Below are 14,007 nucleotides of genomic sequence, written 5' to 3'. Positions count from 1 at the left end.
CCCGCTTCGGCAGCCCGTCGCCGGGGATGGCGTTGACGTAGCAGGCGCTATGCAGCCGCTCGACCGAGACGGTAGCGCCGGCCGCATCCATCAAGGCCCTGGCGACCCGGCTCTCCGACTTTGACAGGCCCCAGGCATCGCTGGGATGCGCCGGCAGCGGCGCGGCTCCGGCGAGGGTGTCGACGATGTCGAGCAGGAAGGCCACGGCCTCGCGCGGGCGCATGGTCTGGATCCGCTGCCGCGGCGTCTGCTGGCCTTCAACGACGCGCGCGATGCCACGGCGATTCAGCGCCGCGCGCACAGCGTCGTAGCTGGCGCCGAACTCTTCAGCGATCTGGCCGATCGTCAGGCCGGCGCGCGTCATTCCCGCGAGATCGACGGTGTTCCAGTCAATGCGCGCTGTCATCCGGCATGCTGGAAGCGATAGCCGACGCCGTGCAAGTTGACGATCTGGCCAAAGCTTGCCGGCAGCTGCTTCCGCACGCGCCCCGCGAGATACCTGAGCGTCGCATCGCTTGGCACATCCCCGTCCGTCGGGGCATCGAAGTAGCAGGCGTAAGACAGCGCCTCATAAGTCACGGCACGACCTCCCGCAGCCATCAGCGCCCGCAGGAACCGGCGCTGTCTCTCCGTCAGCTCGAAGGCCGCTGTCGGGTCAGGCGCCTGCGGTGCCACCGCGGGTGACGCCTCGATGATGGAGAGCAGATAGTCGATCGCCTCGGCCGGCCGCATCGCCTCGACGATCTCATGCACGGCCATGCCCATCGATCGGACCTCAACGCACGGTGAAGCTGTAGGCGGCGCCTTCAGCCGGGGTGAAGCGGAACCGGCCGTTGCCGATCGCGAGGTGGAAGGCGGTATCCTCGGTGAAGGGGCTGCCCGGGATCGCGATCCAGGTGCCATCTCCCATGTCGGCCTCGATGGCCAGCGATCCACCGCCGGCATCGACCACGACCATCGCCGGGGAGTCCTTCTGGCCATAGACGCCGTCGAGGGGAAAGACTTGCATATCGTTGAACTTGGGCATCGCTGTGCACCTATCGCGTGAGGGATTTCAGGGCGCCGACACCGGTGCCGACGTAGAAGAGCCAGGCGATCATGTCGCCGGCCCATTGCTGCATTTGCGGGGTTGGCAGATCGGCGACCGACCAGCTGAAGCGGAACACGCTGTCGAGGATCACGGCCGCCCACCACAGAGCCAGCGGGCCGACGAAGAGCGCAGCGAAGATCCAGAACCAGGGCACCGAGAGCTTGGCGCGGTTGAACTCGGCCATGATCTGGGCCTCGGCCACGGCCGCGCGGGCGATCTCGATCGTTGTGCGGCTTTTCAGCTGCTCGGTTACGCCTTCGAGCTCGGCCCGCCGCTCGAGGTGCGCAAGCGCCCGATCGACGGCGCCGCGCAGACCGAGGCGGACCAGCCAGGCCAGCAGCGCGCTCATTTGAGGCGCACCGGCTCGGAGGTGTAGAGCCGCAGCACCGTGTTGCCGAGGATCGAGAGCAACACGACCCCGCCCCGCACCGCCGCCACGGTCTCGCCGCCGTAGCCCAGCCCGACCAGCTGGTCGAGCACGGGTGCGAGCTCGTTGCAGGCCCCGACGATGCCGGTCACTATATTGAACCAGACGGTCTTTGATCGAGCGACGGGCTTACCCATGCGCACCTCCTGCAATGATCGCGGCATAGGCCTCGGCCCGCCGCTTGTGATGGATGGATTTCAGAAGGAGGAGCGCGGCGAGGGTGATCACCAGGGCACCCACACCCCAGCTTGCCCAATCCGGCAGCGCCTCGAGCGAGATCGCCGCGCCGCCCCCGGTCCCGGACGCCGCCGCACCACCGGCATCGCGCTTCTGGGCCGCGCGCGCCGGCGCGATCTGCGCCTCGACCACGGCCCGCGTCGCGCACATGGACACGGCCGCGGCCTCGGTATCGGCCACCCGCCGCGACCAGCCGCGCCCGAAGGTCGACCAGGTGCCAAGGCGCTGCAGGAAGCCCATGCGCGCGGCACAGGCCCGCTGGATCACGGCGACCGTGTCAGGCGCGTTGCGGGCCGCCTTCAGCGTCTGCGGACCAACGCGCCCATCTGCCGGCACCCGCAGCCCTGCTTGCAACCACTTGGCGCCGCGCACGGGCCCAGAGTTCACACCGGCATCGAAGGCCACCAGGTCGAGGCCTTTCGGCAGGTCATCACCCCGCACCGGCATCCAGTAGCCGGCGCGGTAGATCTCGGCCGCCTCGCTCAGCTGAAGGGCGCGCACGTCTTTCGCTGTGACGTGCTGCCCGCGATGGCGCTGCAGGGTGGCGCGGGTAATACCGAGGTTCGTCGCGCCCCCGGGATCCTTTGGATGATCCACAAAGCCGCCTTCCCACCTCAACACATGGTCGAGGCAGGGCCGATAGTTCGTCGCTGTCATGGTGCCCTCACATCTTGGCGCGGATTTCGATAAGCAGATCGCGCAGGCCACCGTTGCGGCGCTCGATCTCGTCCAGCTGCTGGGCCAGCTGGGTCGCGGTGCGCGCGTGATCGCTGCGCAAAGCCGCGATCTCGGCCGCCAGCGCGTCTTCGGGATGGCGCTGCGCGATCGGCGGGATCGGTGGCACGGGTGTCTTGCGCCGCAAGCCCCGCCAGGTGGTGATGAAGGTGGCCAGCACCGCGCCGATGCCGGTGCCGATCAGGGCAAAGTCCTGGTTGGTCAGACCAGTGAGCTCAGACAGGGCCATGGCGCACCTGCGTCATCCGGTAGTCCGCAGAGGCCCGGTAGGCAGCCAGCAGATCGAAGAGCGCCAGCACGAAGTAGGTGCCCGCCCCGGTCCCGAGCGCCCGGGAATTGGCCCCCTCGCCGCCACAAATCTCGACCGGCCAGGGGTACCCTCCGAACCACGTCACGTCGCACGTGCCGAACCAGGTCGAGAGCACCGGCCAGGCGAAGGCCATCGACAGGATCGAGAAGACCACCACGCCGCAGCCAGCCCCCAGCATCCGCAGGATCGGGGATCGCCGCCAGCGGCCGTTGATGTAGAGCGCGCTCAGCCGGGCCGAGCCGACCAGCGTCAGCAGCACAGCCAGGCTGGTTTCTTCAAGCCCCATGGCGCCGAAGCCGGCAAAGCTCGAGCGCGCCAGCGTGTCACCCGGCAGCGAGAGCGTCAGCGCGAAGACCAGCAGCACGCAGCCGGTCAGCCACTCGGTCGCGCGCCCGTTCTCGATGATGGCGGTGGTCAGCGTGCGCATCTCTATTGCGCCGCCGAACTGTGCAAGGCGGAGATCAACATCTGTGGTCCTTTCTGGGTCAGTCAGGGCGCCGGGGGCGGCGTCCAGGCGGCGTAAGCGGCGCGGAAAGCGCTGAGGGCAGTGGCAACCCCTGCCCCGTCCGGTGCCGCGCTGATCGCCAGCAGCGCCGCCTGCCGGATCGCCTCGAGCTCGGCCCCGACGCGTTTCCATTGTGCGCCCATGGACAGCCAGAGAGTTGCGAGGGCCGTCGCATCCGGCGCCGTGATCCCGATCTCGGCCGAGAGCAGCGGGTAATCCGTCAGCTCGGCCGGCAGGATCGGCGCGGCCAGGTAGAGCGTCGCCTCGGTGATCTTCTCGCGGTAGATCATCTCCTGCCCGGGAATGTCGGTGATGAACTCCTGCCGACGTGTGCCGATGGTCGCGTTGACCTCGGCAGTGGCCGCACGGCGCCGCGCCTCCAGCTCGGCCGTGACACTGGCCTGAGAGCGGGTCAGCACGATCATGGCGCCACCTCGATCTCGACGGCCGAAGGCAACCAGGGCGCCGGTGGCTCGACTTCGACCCGGTACCGCCCCGCATCCGGAAAGCTGTAGGTCTCTGACCAGCCCTCGGGCACCGAGAATTCGAGCGCGAGCCGCTCACGGCCCACCATGTCGAAGACTTCGATCCGCGTCCCGGCTGGACAGGCTGGCACGACGATCTGACCAGGTGAAGCCAACGGAACCGGACCCACCGGCCGGGCCACCAGCATGCCGGCTCCATCCACCATGGCCGTGGTGAAGAACGCAGAGGGTTGCGGCTCCGTCACCCCGACCTCACCCGCGCCGAGTTCAGACGGCTCCGCCACGATCACCACGGCGCGCAGGGCGCTGGCATGTTTCGGGGGATGGGTGAAGGCCCCCAGCACCTCGCCGCCTGCGCCCAGATCGACAAAGCGGATCATTTCGCGGGATTCGCGCGCAGCACGAGCGCCACCCGGCGCACGTTGTTCTGGGTGAGCTGCGCCACCGTCCGGTCGCAGTCAAAATGCAACCCGAAGGCATAGCCGTAATCGCTGCCGCCCCGGTGGAACTGCTGCGTCACCTCGACCTTCTTCCAGGCGTCGCTGGCATCGCTGTCGACGGTCCCGATCGCCGAGCTGCTGGATCCGGGATCGTAGATGGTTTCCTGTAGCCCGAAGTAGGTGGTCGCCCCCACCGAGGTATCGCCCCGGATTTCCGCAAAGCCGGAAACGGTCCAGAAGTAATCCTCCGAGAGGTAGCCCACGTCGATCTCCGTGACGATCTTTGCTGCGAAGCTTGTATCCACGCCAACCTTCCGGCCCGCCGTGGCCTTTGCCAGACCGCCGAGGCTCACCGCGTTGTCGGCGATCTTGTCGCCCGTGATGTCGAGGTTGACGATCTTGACCCCGGGCAGGTTGCCATTCCTGATCTTCTTCTCGGCATTCTGGCGATAGACCGCGAGCCGCCCGAAGCGGGCAACCGTCGCCGTACCATCGCTGCCCTTGACCAGCTGCACCCGCGCGCTGCGATAGCCCGCCGGGATCGTGACCGTGCCATTGACCCGGGTGCGCGCGGTGCTGGTGATGGTCACGCCCCCGGCCGAGCTGAAGTAGGTGCCCGAGGCGAAGTTTTTCCGCCCCTTGGTCGAGGCCTGGATTTGCAGGAACATCACGCCGCTGCCGCCATCGAGATCACCTTCATAATCGAAGTGGAAGGTCTCGCCGGCGGGGTCGATGTCGAACTTCGGACCAAAGACGATGCCAAAAGCCCCGGCTGCCCCGGAGACTTCGATCACCCGCTCGGATTCATAGCTGGCCGGGGCATCGGCATAGGTGAAGGGCCCGCTGCGCGCATAGCGATCATCCTCATGGCCCTGGTCGACCCAGAGGCTCGCAAAATCCGGCACATCGATGTGATAGGAGAGGATGCCCTCTTCCGCGATATCCATCGCCTGCAAGAGCGTGTTCGGTGTCGTGGCCGTCACCCAGCCGGTCCAGAGGCCGGGCTTGCGCCCCAGGATGCGTGCCCGCACCCGGTATTGCGTGTTGGGCATCAGCCCCCGCACTGTCTTCTTGCCACGCAGCGGATTGTCGATCACCCCCGAGGCGACATCGGAGAGATCGCTCGCACGCTCGATCTCGAAGCCGATGCTTTCCGTCTCGTGCAAGAGGGTTTCATCCCAGGAGAGCCGCAGGACCGGCCGCAAAGCCCCCGAGGGCGCCTCGATTGTGTCACCCAAAGCCGTGAAGTCGGTCAGGTAGCGATCGGCCGGGCGCACCGGCGCGGTTGCCGGGTCGAAGACGTCGAACTCGTCGGACGCTGGCACCCAGGCAAAATCCCCGCCGTCGCGCTCGCGGATCGAGAGGCTCTGGATCAGCGTGCGCGGATCATCCGAGAGCTCGCCCACTTCGAAGAGCTTGGCGGAGTAGCTGTGCCGCACGCTGGTCCAGCTGACCGTGTCGAGCGGCTCGAGCGTCACGGCTTCGGGCGGCAGCGCCAGGCTGTGCTGGCGGAAGCGCCGGCTGTCGGCCAGCCAGGCTTTCGTCAGGCGCTGCACCTGGCGCTGATCATAGACCGCCGGCAGGCTGACATCGGCGACCAGCTGGCGACCGTCTTCGGCTTCCGCTGCCGTATCATAGCGCGGGGGCGCATCGCGGCTTTCCCACAAGGCGGCCGGGCTTGGAAAGTCGGCATGCACCGCGTTGAACACGCCCTCGAGCCCGGGATAGGGCCGCAGCACTTCCGGGCGATCAAGGATGATGTCGTCATCGGAGAAGACGTAAGTCGGCAAGGCCGGTGGTCCGACGCGGATCTTGTAGACGCCGCCGAACTCGGTCATCTCGGCCGAGCAGGCATTCAGCAGATCGTCGATCACCTCGGAGGGCTGCGCATCCACCGCCACCTCCAGCCCGGCCCGGTATTGCTTCTGCGAGCCGCCGGATTTGAGCGAGACGACAACATCGCATTCGTTCATCGCCGCAAACCAGTTATCGAGCGGCAGGTCTTCGGCCGCGACCTTGCCACCCCAGGACCGGCCGCCCGACAAGGCAATGCCGCGCAGGATGTTGTAGATCATCACCGCAGGGTTGGTGGTCTGCGTCCAGGTCTCCGGATCATCCCAGCGCTGCGCGCCCGAACCGCCCACCGTGGTGTCAGCGCGCGGATCATAGAGCGGCACGCCATCGACCTCGAAGCGCACCCCCGGCAGGCTGTTGAAGAGCTCGCGATTGTAGCGGAAGGTCACCACCGCATAGGTGATCCCGGCCCCGACCATATCGGCCGTCCAGGGGCGATCCGGGTAACTGTCATAATTCGCCATCATGTAAGCGTCGGCTGCGACTTGCGTCCCGTCATGCCAGGTCAGGAACACATGCGGGACGCTGTTCTCGATCACACCTTCCTGGTCATGATCGCCGTCGCTGGCCTGCCAGTCGGTGATATATTCCCCGTTCAGGATCATCCGGTTGAAGGTCACGCCCGGCTTGTCGGCGATATCGATGACATAGGTCAGGTACTGGTTCGGCACCGATCCATCGTTCGGGTGGCTGTAGGGTGGCGCAGCCAGGTTCCCCGCTGTGGCATAGCGGCCCAGGATGAAGCTCTCGGCATTCACACCCCCGGTGGTCGTGACATCGGTCTTGATGCCCGAAGGCCGTTGTGCGGCAGGCTTTCCGGCCAGGGCCGAGGCCAGCGCCGAGAAGATGAAGGAGACGCCGAGGCGCACGATGAAGCCCGCAGCCGCCACGGCCGCGGTGCCTCCGCCCAAAGCCAGCGCAATCGCGGCGGTTACCGGTTCCGCCGCAGCGGGCGCCGGTACCAGCAACGCGACGATCAGGAGAGCAACGAAGGTCTGGATCATAGGCGGAAGGCCCTTAGCATGCGGGCGCGCTCGACCAGAGCCAGCCCGGTGGGTGTCAGGCAATAGACGCGCTCGCCCTGGACCACGCCCATCGCCTCTGCATCGCCCTCGCGCAGGAGCGCGAGATCGCCCGCCTGCGCATAGGCTGGTGGCACTTCGGTCAGGTTCGCCTCGAGCAACGCGCCCAGGGACGGCGTGCCTTGCGCCTTCAGCAGCGCCTTGCCGTCTTCCAGCGAGCGATAGGTGCCGCGCATCGCGGCCGCCGGATCGGCGCCGGTCATGGCCTGCACCGCGCCGGCCGCGAACAAGGCGCAATCGTGCCGGCCGGGACGGAAAGGTCGCGAAGAGACCTGCGCCACATAGGCGGCCAGACGGGGCCGCCAATCGGGCAGCCGGGGTTTGGGCGTTTCGATCATTCAGGCCCCCGGATAGGTCGGCCAGTCGACATCAGGCGACCATGGCTCGGGTGAGGTTGGCGGTTGCGGCGGCGGCGTTGCAGCTGGCTCGAAGCGCTTCTCGCCCCAGTAGACCGGGACCGAGCCGCTGGTGTCGCCATACTGGCGGAAGTCATCGCCGCCATTTGCCGTGAAGGTCTGGTGCGACTTCTTCGAGGGCAGCGCCCGGGTCAGCGCCTGCGTCTCGGAGGCGGCGGTGATGATGCAGCTCGCCTCGCCCCCCGAAGGCGAGATCGGGAACTCCACCGCATTGATGAAGCCCCGGAACAGGCGATGCGAGAACCCGACCCGCTCGCGGGTATCGGCGCGGAACAGCACACGGTGGATCTCGATCGGGGCAAGTCGCGTGCGGTAGCCCTTCACGATGTCTTCCATCTCGGGTGCAGCCGGCGAGAGGTAAATCTGCTGCATCCGCACGCCGAGCCCCTTGCTCGCCACGATCGGATCGATCGTGATCAACCCGCCTGCCCCTATATAGCCGCGCGACGCGCCATCGATCGTCAGCGTGATGTCATCCTCACCCGTCCAGACGCCCAGCGTCTCTTCGAGACTGGTCGCGGTGTTCACCGCCGTGATCCAGACCAGCTGGTGCGCGACGATCCCGACCTTCTCGGCCAGGAAGTCGGTCGTATCCGTGTCATAGCTGCGCATCGATCACCTCAGAGACTGTCGCCAGGAAAAGGACATGCCGGTGCGCACCGCTGGCGCGATGCGGCCGGTGTTGACCGACCCCGGCACCAGCACCGCGTTGCAATGCGGCCGGATCAGATCGACCTCCGTGCCGAGGATCGCCCCCGTCCGGATCGCGGGCGCCACCGTGATGAAGCTCTGCATCTCGCCCGTGCCATCGGCGTTGCGCCCCTGCACGACCTGGTGCAGCGCCCGGCGCGTGCCGCCGCCCGGGTTGTAGTCGAACCCCAGCATGTCGCCGGCCGCGAGCTGGTAGCCCGGCGGGAACCCCGAGAGCCGCAGGCGCTCTGCATCCGTGGCGTGGAATTCCTCGATCACCGGCGTATAGCCCGACAGGAGCGCGCCCCGTGGATCATAAACCGGACCCGAGAGCGTCGAGCGGCGATAGATCTGGAAGCTCCGCCCGGGCACTTCCAGCGCAGCCAGAAGCCCCGCCAGGTCCGCCCCGGCCGCATGCGGCAGCGAGGCGATCACCATCTGGCCTTCCCAGAGCGCGGGCGCCACTTCGGCGGTGCGGATTTCCCCGCCGGTCAGGTTGCTGACCACGCGCTGCCGCCCGAGCTCAAAAGTCGAGCCGAGCAGCTTGAAGGTGCCGACGAACTCATCCTTTGCCAGCGGAAACGACAGCGCCATTACCGGCTGACCACGCGCGGGTTGGTCATCACGTCGCGCATGGTGGCGCGCGCCGGGCCCCGGTCATATTGCCGAATACCCGCCTGAACCGTGCGCGCGGCGATATTGCCGCTGACCTTCTCGATCACCGGTACCAGGTTGCCATCGCGATCGACACCGACCGAGACATGCACCGAACCGCCAGCAGCCCGTTGCGAGCCACCCCGCAGCGCCGCCTGCGCCTGCGCCACGCTCAGCACCCGCCCGTCGACCTTCGGAAAGAAGGGTTCGGGCCCCGCTTCACCGACCATGTAAGAGGCGCCGGCCGAGACCGTGCCGCCCCCGGCACGCGGCTTGAACAAGCCGTCGAAGAAGCCGTCGAACACCTTGCCGACACCGAGGCTCTTGAAGGCGGAATGCGCCAGCAGGCGCGACATTTCCTGCAGCAGCGAGGCCACCGCATCCTTGGCGCTGGCCGAGCCATCGACGATCGAGACAAACATATCCTCGAGCGCGTTTTCCAGCGTGCGCGCGGCGTCGCTCAGCTTGCTCACGCCTTCGTTCAACGCTTCAACCGCGCGATCGCGCACTTCAGCGGTGACAATCTCCGGAAACTGCCGGTGCAGCTCGTTGATGCGCTCCATCTCGGCGGCGTATTTCTCGGCCTCGGTGCGGGTGCTCTCGAAGAGCCGTTTGGCTTCCGTCAGCGCCTTGTCGGCCCCGCCACCGCCGCCCCGGGTCGAGGTGCGCGGCGTGTACTTGGCGATCAGCGCATCGACATCCTGGTAGCCCATCTCGCGCGTGTACTGGTCATCCATCTTGCGCGGATCACCGCCGCGGCCCGAATAGACCTTGCTGCCCGCCAGCTGGGTCTGGTTGAACAGCGCCAGCGCGGCCGCCAGCTCCGCCTTCAGGCGCCCGGCTTCGGCCGTGCCCTCGGCGATGGTCGAGGCGATATCGATCTTGGCAAGCTCGAAGAACTGAACCGCAGCCTCCGCGATGGCATCGCGCAGAGCCTTGCCGTCTTCCGTCGCCTCTCCCGTGCGCCCGATCACGCTCTCGAGGTAGACCAGCATCTCCGCCGTGGCATCTGCGGCGTCTCGCGGCCCCTTGGCCTGCCCGGCAACGGCGAGAAGCGCAGAGAACTCTCGCGCTTCTTCCTTGGTGATGCCAAGGCTTTCGGCAAGCGCGTCGAACTCGGCCCGTGCCGATTTGAGCCCGCCCAGGCTCTCGCGGATTTCCGGGATGCGCGCGAAGGCGGCTGCCATTTGCGCATCGCTCATCTGCGAGGCCTTGTTCAGCCCGTCGAGCTCGTCTTCGAGGCTGGCGATGGTGGCTTCCATTTCGCGGATCTCGGTCGGGCCAAACCCGAGGACGCCTTCGACACCGACGCGACCGGCAAAGCCACGGGTCACGTCCGACATCGCCGAGTTCGCCCGCAAGGATGCGATCTTGCGATTGATCTCGAAGACTTCGCGCGCCTCATCCGCCAGGTCGCCATATTCCGTCACAAGGCTGCCGGCAGACAGCCCGTCGAGGCTTTGCGCAGATTTCAACGCGGCGATCGACTTCTCCAGCGCCTTCAGACGCTCGTCGAGGCTTGCGGCCTCTTCGCCCATGCTGGCCAGCGCAATTGCCACCGGGATGCCGATCGCGGCAACCGTACCGAGCAGCGGCCCGACCACGCCAAGCGCGCCTCCCAGGGAGCTGAAGCCACCGAACATCTGCGGCAGCTGCTGCGACATCGCCCGGGCGGCCGAGGTGCCCCCAGATATCTGCACCGCGATATCGCCCAGCTGGTTTGCCGTGTTCTGCAGCACGAAGCGGCTGGCGCCGGCGCTGCGGTTCATGCTTGTGATGCCCTTGGCCGCCCGGTTGGCATTGGCCGCGACGCGATCACCCATCTGGTCAAAGCGCCCCTGGATGCCCGTCGCCGTGTCACCGGTGACCTTCAAGGCCCGCGTCATCTGCTTTTCCAGCGTGTTCAGCGTCGCTTCCATGCGCACGATCAGCGCTTGCTCGATCTCAGGCATCGCTTGCCGTCCTTTCCCGCGCTTCCATGCGCGCGATCATCTCTTCGAACTCGGCCTCGCTGGGCGGCTTGGTGCCCTCGCTCGAGAGCCCGCGACAAAGCCGCACGAAGTCCGCCAGCTCCATGTCCCGCACAGCCTGCGTGGGGATGCCCATCTTCACGAAAGAGGCAAAGATGACCCCGGCATCAAAGGGTTTCGAAGGATCGCCAGGCGTCGCGTCTTCGTCTGCGTCGATCCCGGCCATCACCGCGATCAGCAGCTCGAGCGCGATCTCGACGTTTCTGACCATCGGCATTGCGCTAAAGCGGTCCTGCAGCAGCCGATCGGCCTCCGTCGGCTTCAGCCCGCCGCCGATCAGCCCCTGCCGGATGACGTGGTAAACATCGCGGGCGTAGTAGCGATGCGCCCCGAGACGCACATAGATTTCGCCAATGCCCACCTTGCCGCAGGCCTCTTCGATATCCAGCAGGTTGCCGAAGGTCAGCGCGAGGCGGCGCTGCGCGCCACCCCATTCGGCCAGGATTTCCGCCATCAGCTGGCCGGCGTCCAGACGCGCGGGCCACTGCCCATGATGGTCGCGGAGACGGTAACCGTGCCCTTGCCTTCGCTGCCCCATTCCAGCTGCTGCAGGTAGGCGGCCAAGGTGTAATAGCCCCCGCCATCGCCCGAAGGTTCATCGTATTGGATCCGGATATTCCTCTCATCCCCGCTGTCGACCCATTCGCGCCACTCGGTGATGCTGCCCTTGGCGACCCGGCCCGAGATCGATACCTGCGTATCCTGGCTCTCGATCCAGCGCTGGATCGCCGCCAGCTCGCCCAGCGGGTCTTCGCAGTCGAGCACGGTCTCTTCGCCGAGGTTGTTGGTCAGGGTCACGCTGCGCGCGTTGGAGCCGCAGGGGAAGGCAAAAGTCTCCGGATCGCCGCCATCTCCCAGAAGGATCAGAAAGCTGCGGGTTAATTGAGGCGCCGCCATGGGTTACTCCTTTTCAGCGGTGAGGGGTTTGGCCGCGCCTGCCGCGATCAGCGCGTCGGCCACCTTCTTCGGAACGTTGGGCGTCTGCCCGGTCCGAAAGGCCTGGATAACCGCCGGGCGATGCCGGTGGTCGTGATCCTTGATGATCTCGATTTGCATGCGAACTCCTGTCTGCAAGCCGGTGTCAGATGGATTTGAGCGCCTTGGTCACGGCCCGGCTGATCCGCACCCGCACCCGACGCCGCCACGCGCGCCAGACCGGGTAGAAGAACGGCCGTGCCGCCATGTCGACCGTCCCAAACTCGTGGTAGCGAGCATAAAACGCCTCGCCACCGCCCGCGTAGAAGGTGATGCGCAGGGTTCCGTAGGACCGCCCGCCCGACGCCTTGCCGATCACCAGGCTGCCCCCGGGCGCGTCGCCCCAGGTCCATCCGATCGAGCCAAGGATGTTCAGGGTTTCGCCTTGAGGGGCGAGCTTCTCCATATCCGCCTGGATCTCTTGCGCGGTCTTTGTCATCGCGGCCGCAACTTCGGCCCTGACCCGCTCCGGTACAGCGCCCCAGCGACGCTTCAGCTCATCCAGCCCCTGAACCATCAGCGCTCTTCGATCTCGGCTTGAAGCGTGATCACCCCGTGCCCGGTGATCCCGTCGGGATCAAGGAACACCCGCACCGCCTCGACCCGCAGAAGCGCCAGCGCATGCACGCTCAACGACAGGTCGACCAGGTGCAGCGCCGCCTTCACCGCATCGACCAGCCTCCGCGCTGGCCAAAGCCGCCCTTCAGCCCGCGCCCAGACATCGATCTGCAGCGTCTCGATCCGCAGATCGATGCAGTCGGTGTCATCGAGGACGTAATCCGACGGCCCGAAGCTGATATAGGGAAACGCCGCCCCGGCCGGCGGGCGATCATAAATCCGATCGGCCACCAGCGCGGCCACACCGGCATCTCCCACCAGAGCTGCCAGCACTGCGTCCTGAAGCGCAACCGAGGCACTCATGTGGCCACCCCGGTCTCGGCCGTGATCTCGATCCAGGCGCGGTCTTCGGTTTCGATCACCGCGCGGATGTTGAACACGCCCCGGATCGGCTGCCCCCCGGCATCAAGCGCGAGCCGTCGCAGATCGCGCAGCCGCCAATCGGGCGCAATTGCCCTTGTCTGGTCATTGGCGCGGATGGTGAACACCGCCGGCTGTCGCCCCGAGAGACGCGCGGCCTGCACGCTCTCGCCACCGCGCAGCCACCTGAGAGCAGCCCGGACTTCGAACATCTCGGTCCAACCGGTCTCGATGCCGCCATGCCCGTCCGGTTCGCTCTTTGGCCGCTCAAACACGATGCGCTCGCGCAAGCTGCCTGCCCCGATATGCATCAGACCCAGAACCTGTAGGGCGCGAGGCTGTCGCGCACCCCGAGCGGCAACTCTTCCGCGCCTGCATTCAGGATCACGGCTTCGCGGTGGAAGAACTGATGCGCCACCAAAAGCCGCAGCGCCGCCCGGATCGCGGCGGGCACATCCGTGCCCTCATCGCCGTAACCCGCGACCACGTCGATGCGCACGCAATCACGATCCGGGCGCGGTACCGGCCAGCTCTCGCCATAGGCAGGGTGCAGCTCCACCGGCACTTCCGAACGCACCAGGCGATAGCGTGCCGGCTCGAGCGTCTGGTCTTCCCCGGCCCCGTCGACATAAACCACCGACGCCACGTTCTGCACCGGGTCGATCGGCAAGGCGATCGCGCCGGGCCCGAAGCCATCGCCGGTGATCCGCACGGTCTGCGTGATCAACCGGCGCCGGATATAGGTCTCGACTTGGTCGGTCGCGCTGGCGATCATTTCGTCGATCAGCGCATCTTCACCGGTATCCTCCGGCGCGAGCCTCAGAAACTGGCGCAGGATCGCATCCGAGGCATCAAACACGGCCGCCGCCGGCGGAACCAGGGTCTGAACCGACACCCCTCAGCCCTTCTCCGCAACCGTCAGCTCGGCAACGCCCCGGCTCAGGAAATGGTGCGCCGAGGCCGGGTCCATCTTGACCTTCTGGTCAGCCCTGTAGCGGGTCGCCTTCTCGGTCCCGCGATGCTCGTCCTGCACTTCATAAACCTGGACGAAGGTGATCTGGATGGATTTGTCCATGACATGCCCTTTCTAAACGGGGGC

Annotated in this window: 23 protein-coding genes; all 23 read right to left on the bottom strand. The window is 66.8% G+C overall.

Annotated elements, in window-relative coordinates; all coding sequences use genetic code 11:
* Nucleotides 1–406, bottom strand: a 406-nt coding sequence (locus FGK64_RS22010) for a hypothetical protein (protein WP_138866013.1), incomplete at its 3' end; no start/stop codon positions are given.
* Nucleotides 403–765: a helix-turn-helix domain-containing protein gene (locus FGK64_RS22295; RefSeq protein WP_171054200.1), complete on the bottom strand. Its 363-nt coding sequence runs from the start codon at nt 763–765 to the stop codon at nt 403–405. The genes FGK64_RS22295 and FGK64_RS22010, both read right to left, overlap by 4 nt.
* A gap of 10 nt (nt 766–775) precedes the next feature.
* Nucleotides 776–1,027, bottom strand: a complete 252-nt coding sequence (locus FGK64_RS22290) for a hypothetical protein (protein ID WP_171054199.1) — start codon at nt 1,025–1,027, stop codon at nt 776–778.
* A gap of 10 nt (nt 1,028–1,037) precedes the next feature.
* Nucleotides 1,038–1,439 (bottom strand): hypothetical protein, encoded by a 402-nt coding sequence (locus FGK64_RS22000; protein ID WP_138866011.1) that lies wholly within the window; start codon nt 1,437–1,439, stop codon nt 1,038–1,040.
* Complete coding sequence (locus FGK64_RS21995; RefSeq protein WP_138866010.1) at nt 1,436–1,654, bottom strand: hypothetical protein; 219 nt, start codon at nt 1,652–1,654, stop codon at nt 1,436–1,438. Before FGK64_RS21995 ends, FGK64_RS22000 begins: the two co-directional genes overlap by 4 nt.
* On the bottom strand, nt 1,647–2,411 hold the full coding sequence (locus tag FGK64_RS21990) for a glycoside hydrolase family 108 protein (RefSeq protein WP_138866009.1): 765 nt from the start codon (nt 2,409–2,411) through the stop codon (nt 1,647–1,649). Before FGK64_RS21990 ends, FGK64_RS21995 begins: the two co-directional genes overlap by 8 nt.
* A 7-nt stretch (nt 2,412–2,418) precedes the next feature.
* Entirely contained in the window at nt 2,419–2,718 is a 300-nt protein-coding gene (locus FGK64_RS21985) for a hypothetical protein (protein ID WP_138866008.1), read from the bottom strand.
* Complete coding sequence (locus FGK64_RS21980; protein WP_138866007.1) at nt 2,705–3,226, bottom strand: hypothetical protein; 522 nt, start codon at nt 3,224–3,226, stop codon at nt 2,705–2,707. Before FGK64_RS21980 ends, FGK64_RS21985 begins: the two co-directional genes overlap by 14 nt.
* 62 nt (nt 3,227–3,288) lie before the next feature.
* On the bottom strand, nt 3,289–3,723 hold the full coding sequence (locus FGK64_RS21975) for a hypothetical protein (RefSeq protein ID WP_138866006.1): 435 nt from the start codon (nt 3,721–3,723) through the stop codon (nt 3,289–3,291).
* Between the two features lie 2 nt (nt 3,724–3,725).
* The gene (locus FGK64_RS21970; RefSeq protein ID WP_138866005.1) at nt 3,726–4,169 is read right to left on the bottom strand and encodes a hypothetical protein; all 444 of its coding nucleotides are present in this window, start codon (nt 4,167–4,169) and stop codon (nt 3,726–3,728) included.
* Nucleotides 4,166–7,087 (bottom strand): phage tail protein, encoded by a 2,922-nt coding sequence (locus FGK64_RS21965; RefSeq protein ID WP_138866004.1) that lies wholly within the window; start codon nt 7,085–7,087, stop codon nt 4,166–4,168. Before FGK64_RS21965 ends, FGK64_RS21970 begins: the two co-directional genes overlap by 4 nt.
* Entirely contained in the window at nt 7,084–7,503 is a 420-nt protein-coding gene (locus tag FGK64_RS21960; protein ID WP_246057915.1) for a DUF6950 family protein, read from the bottom strand. Before FGK64_RS21960 ends, FGK64_RS21965 begins: the two co-directional genes overlap by 4 nt.
* The gene (locus FGK64_RS21955; RefSeq protein ID WP_138866003.1) at nt 7,504–8,193 is read right to left on the bottom strand and encodes a hypothetical protein; all 690 of its coding nucleotides are present in this window, start codon (nt 8,191–8,193) and stop codon (nt 7,504–7,506) included.
* A gap of 3 nt (nt 8,194–8,196) precedes the next feature.
* Complete coding sequence (locus FGK64_RS21950; protein ID WP_138866002.1) at nt 8,197–8,865, bottom strand: hypothetical protein; 669 nt, start codon at nt 8,863–8,865, stop codon at nt 8,197–8,199.
* The gene (locus FGK64_RS21945; protein ID WP_138866001.1) at nt 8,865–10,877 is read right to left on the bottom strand and encodes a hypothetical protein; all 2,013 of its coding nucleotides are present in this window, start codon (nt 10,875–10,877) and stop codon (nt 8,865–8,867) included. The genes FGK64_RS21950 and FGK64_RS21945 overlap by 1 nt, the downstream gene beginning before the upstream one ends.
* Nucleotides 10,870–11,409 (bottom strand): gene transfer agent family protein, encoded by a 540-nt coding sequence (locus FGK64_RS21940; protein WP_171054198.1) that lies wholly within the window; start codon nt 11,407–11,409, stop codon nt 10,870–10,872. Before FGK64_RS21940 ends, FGK64_RS21945 begins: the two co-directional genes overlap by 8 nt.
* Nucleotides 11,409–11,852: a phage tail tube protein gene (locus FGK64_RS21935; RefSeq protein WP_138865999.1), complete on the bottom strand. Its 444-nt coding sequence runs from the start codon at nt 11,850–11,852 to the stop codon at nt 11,409–11,411. Before FGK64_RS21935 ends, FGK64_RS21940 begins: the two co-directional genes overlap by 1 nt.
* Before the next feature lie 3 nt (nt 11,853–11,855).
* Nucleotides 11,856–12,011 (bottom strand): hypothetical protein, encoded by a 156-nt coding sequence (locus FGK64_RS22285; RefSeq protein WP_171054197.1) that lies wholly within the window; start codon nt 12,009–12,011, stop codon nt 11,856–11,858.
* Between the two features lie 25 nt (nt 12,012–12,036).
* Nucleotides 12,037–12,447 (bottom strand): HK97-gp10 family putative phage morphogenesis protein, encoded by a 411-nt coding sequence (locus tag FGK64_RS21930; RefSeq protein ID WP_138865998.1) that lies wholly within the window; start codon nt 12,445–12,447, stop codon nt 12,037–12,039.
* A complete protein-coding gene (locus FGK64_RS21925; protein WP_138865997.1) occupies nt 12,447–12,851 on the bottom strand; it encodes a DUF3168 domain-containing protein in 405 nt (134 codons plus the stop codon). The genes FGK64_RS21930 and FGK64_RS21925 overlap by 1 nt, the downstream gene beginning before the upstream one ends.
* On the bottom strand, nt 12,848–13,219 hold the full coding sequence (locus FGK64_RS21920) for a head-tail adaptor protein (RefSeq protein ID WP_246057912.1): 372 nt from the start codon (nt 13,217–13,219) through the stop codon (nt 12,848–12,850). The genes FGK64_RS21925 and FGK64_RS21920 overlap by 4 nt, the downstream gene beginning before the upstream one ends.
* Nucleotides 13,219–13,803: a head-tail connector protein gene (locus FGK64_RS21915; protein WP_138865996.1), complete on the bottom strand. Its 585-nt coding sequence runs from the start codon at nt 13,801–13,803 to the stop codon at nt 13,219–13,221. The genes FGK64_RS21920 and FGK64_RS21915 overlap by 1 nt, the downstream gene beginning before the upstream one ends.
* Before the next feature lie 3 nt (nt 13,804–13,806).
* The gene (locus tag FGK64_RS22280) at nt 13,807–13,983 is read right to left on the bottom strand and encodes a hypothetical protein (RefSeq protein ID WP_171054196.1); all 177 of its coding nucleotides are present in this window, start codon (nt 13,981–13,983) and stop codon (nt 13,807–13,809) included.
* Between the last annotated feature and the right edge of the window lie 24 nt (nt 13,984–14,007).

This window comes from Arenibacterium halophilum (assembly GCF_005938225.1).
Classification (GTDB): Bacteria; Pseudomonadota; Alphaproteobacteria; order Rhodobacterales; family Rhodobacteraceae; genus Arenibacterium; species Arenibacterium halophilum.
This window is presented reverse-complemented; position numbering and strand designations above follow the sequence as displayed.

What these genes read in the sequence shown, in the direction of transcription:
- FGK64_RS22295 (WP_171054200.1), bottom strand. Translation starts at nt 765, where the DNA reads ATGGGCATGGCCGTGCATGAGATCGTCGAGGCGATGCGGCCGGCCGAG.
- FGK64_RS22290 (WP_171054199.1), bottom strand. Translation starts at nt 1,027, where the DNA reads ATGCCCAAGTTCAACGATATGCAAGTCTTTCCCCTCGACGGCGTCTAT.
- FGK64_RS22000 (WP_138866011.1), bottom strand. Translation starts at nt 1,439, where the DNA reads ATGAGCGCGCTGCTGGCCTGGCTGGTCCGCCTCGGTCTGCGCGGCGCC.
- FGK64_RS21995 (WP_138866010.1), bottom strand. Translation starts at nt 1,654, where the DNA reads ATGGGTAAGCCCGTCGCTCGATCAAAGACCGTCTGGTTCAATATAGTG.
- FGK64_RS21990 (WP_138866009.1), bottom strand. Translation starts at nt 2,411, where the DNA reads ATGACAGCGACGAACTATCGGCCCTGCCTCGACCATGTGTTGAGGTGG.
- FGK64_RS21985 (WP_138866008.1), bottom strand. Translation starts at nt 2,718, where the DNA reads ATGGCCCTGTCTGAGCTCACTGGTCTGACCAACCAGGACTTTGCCCTG.
- FGK64_RS21980 (WP_138866007.1), bottom strand. Translation starts at nt 3,226, where the DNA reads ATGCGCACGCTGACCACCGCCATCATCGAGAACGGGCGCGCGACCGAG.
- FGK64_RS21970 (WP_138866005.1), bottom strand. Translation starts at nt 4,169, where the DNA reads ATGATCCGCTTTGTCGATCTGGGCGCAGGCGGCGAGGTGCTGGGGGCC.
- FGK64_RS21965 (WP_138866004.1), bottom strand. Translation starts at nt 7,087, where the DNA reads ATGATCCAGACCTTCGTTGCTCTCCTGATCGTCGCGTTGCTGGTACCG.
- FGK64_RS21960 (WP_246057915.1), bottom strand. Translation starts at nt 7,503, where the DNA reads ATGATCGAAACGCCCAAACCCCGGCTGCCCGATTGGCGGCCCCGTCTG.
- FGK64_RS21955 (WP_138866003.1), bottom strand. Translation starts at nt 8,193, where the DNA reads ATGCGCAGCTATGACACGGATACGACCGACTTCCTGGCCGAGAAGGTC.
- FGK64_RS21950 (WP_138866002.1), bottom strand. Translation starts at nt 8,865, where the DNA reads ATGGCGCTGTCGTTTCCGCTGGCAAAGGATGAGTTCGTCGGCACCTTC.
- FGK64_RS21945 (WP_138866001.1), bottom strand. Translation starts at nt 10,877, where the DNA reads ATGCCTGAGATCGAGCAAGCGCTGATCGTGCGCATGGAAGCGACGCTG.
- FGK64_RS21940 (WP_171054198.1), bottom strand. Translation starts at nt 11,409, where the DNA reads ATGGCGGAAATCCTGGCCGAATGGGGTGGCGCGCAGCGCCGCCTCGCG.
- FGK64_RS21935 (WP_138865999.1), bottom strand. Translation starts at nt 11,852, where the DNA reads ATGGCGGCGCCTCAATTAACCCGCAGCTTTCTGATCCTTCTGGGAGAT.
- FGK64_RS22285 (WP_171054197.1), bottom strand. Translation starts at nt 12,011, where the DNA reads ATGCAAATCGAGATCATCAAGGATCACGACCACCGGCATCGCCCGGCG.
- FGK64_RS21930 (WP_138865998.1), bottom strand. Translation starts at nt 12,447, where the DNA reads ATGGTTCAGGGGCTGGATGAGCTGAAGCGTCGCTGGGGCGCTGTACCG.
- FGK64_RS21925 (WP_138865997.1), bottom strand. Translation starts at nt 12,851, where the DNA reads ATGAGTGCCTCGGTTGCGCTTCAGGACGCAGTGCTGGCAGCTCTGGTG.
- FGK64_RS21920 (WP_246057912.1), bottom strand. Translation starts at nt 13,219, where the DNA reads ATGCATATCGGGGCAGGCAGCTTGCGCGAGCGCATCGTGTTTGAGCGG.
- FGK64_RS22280 (WP_171054196.1), bottom strand. Translation starts at nt 13,983, where the DNA reads ATGGACAAATCCATCCAGATCACCTTCGTCCAGGTTTATGAAGTGCAG.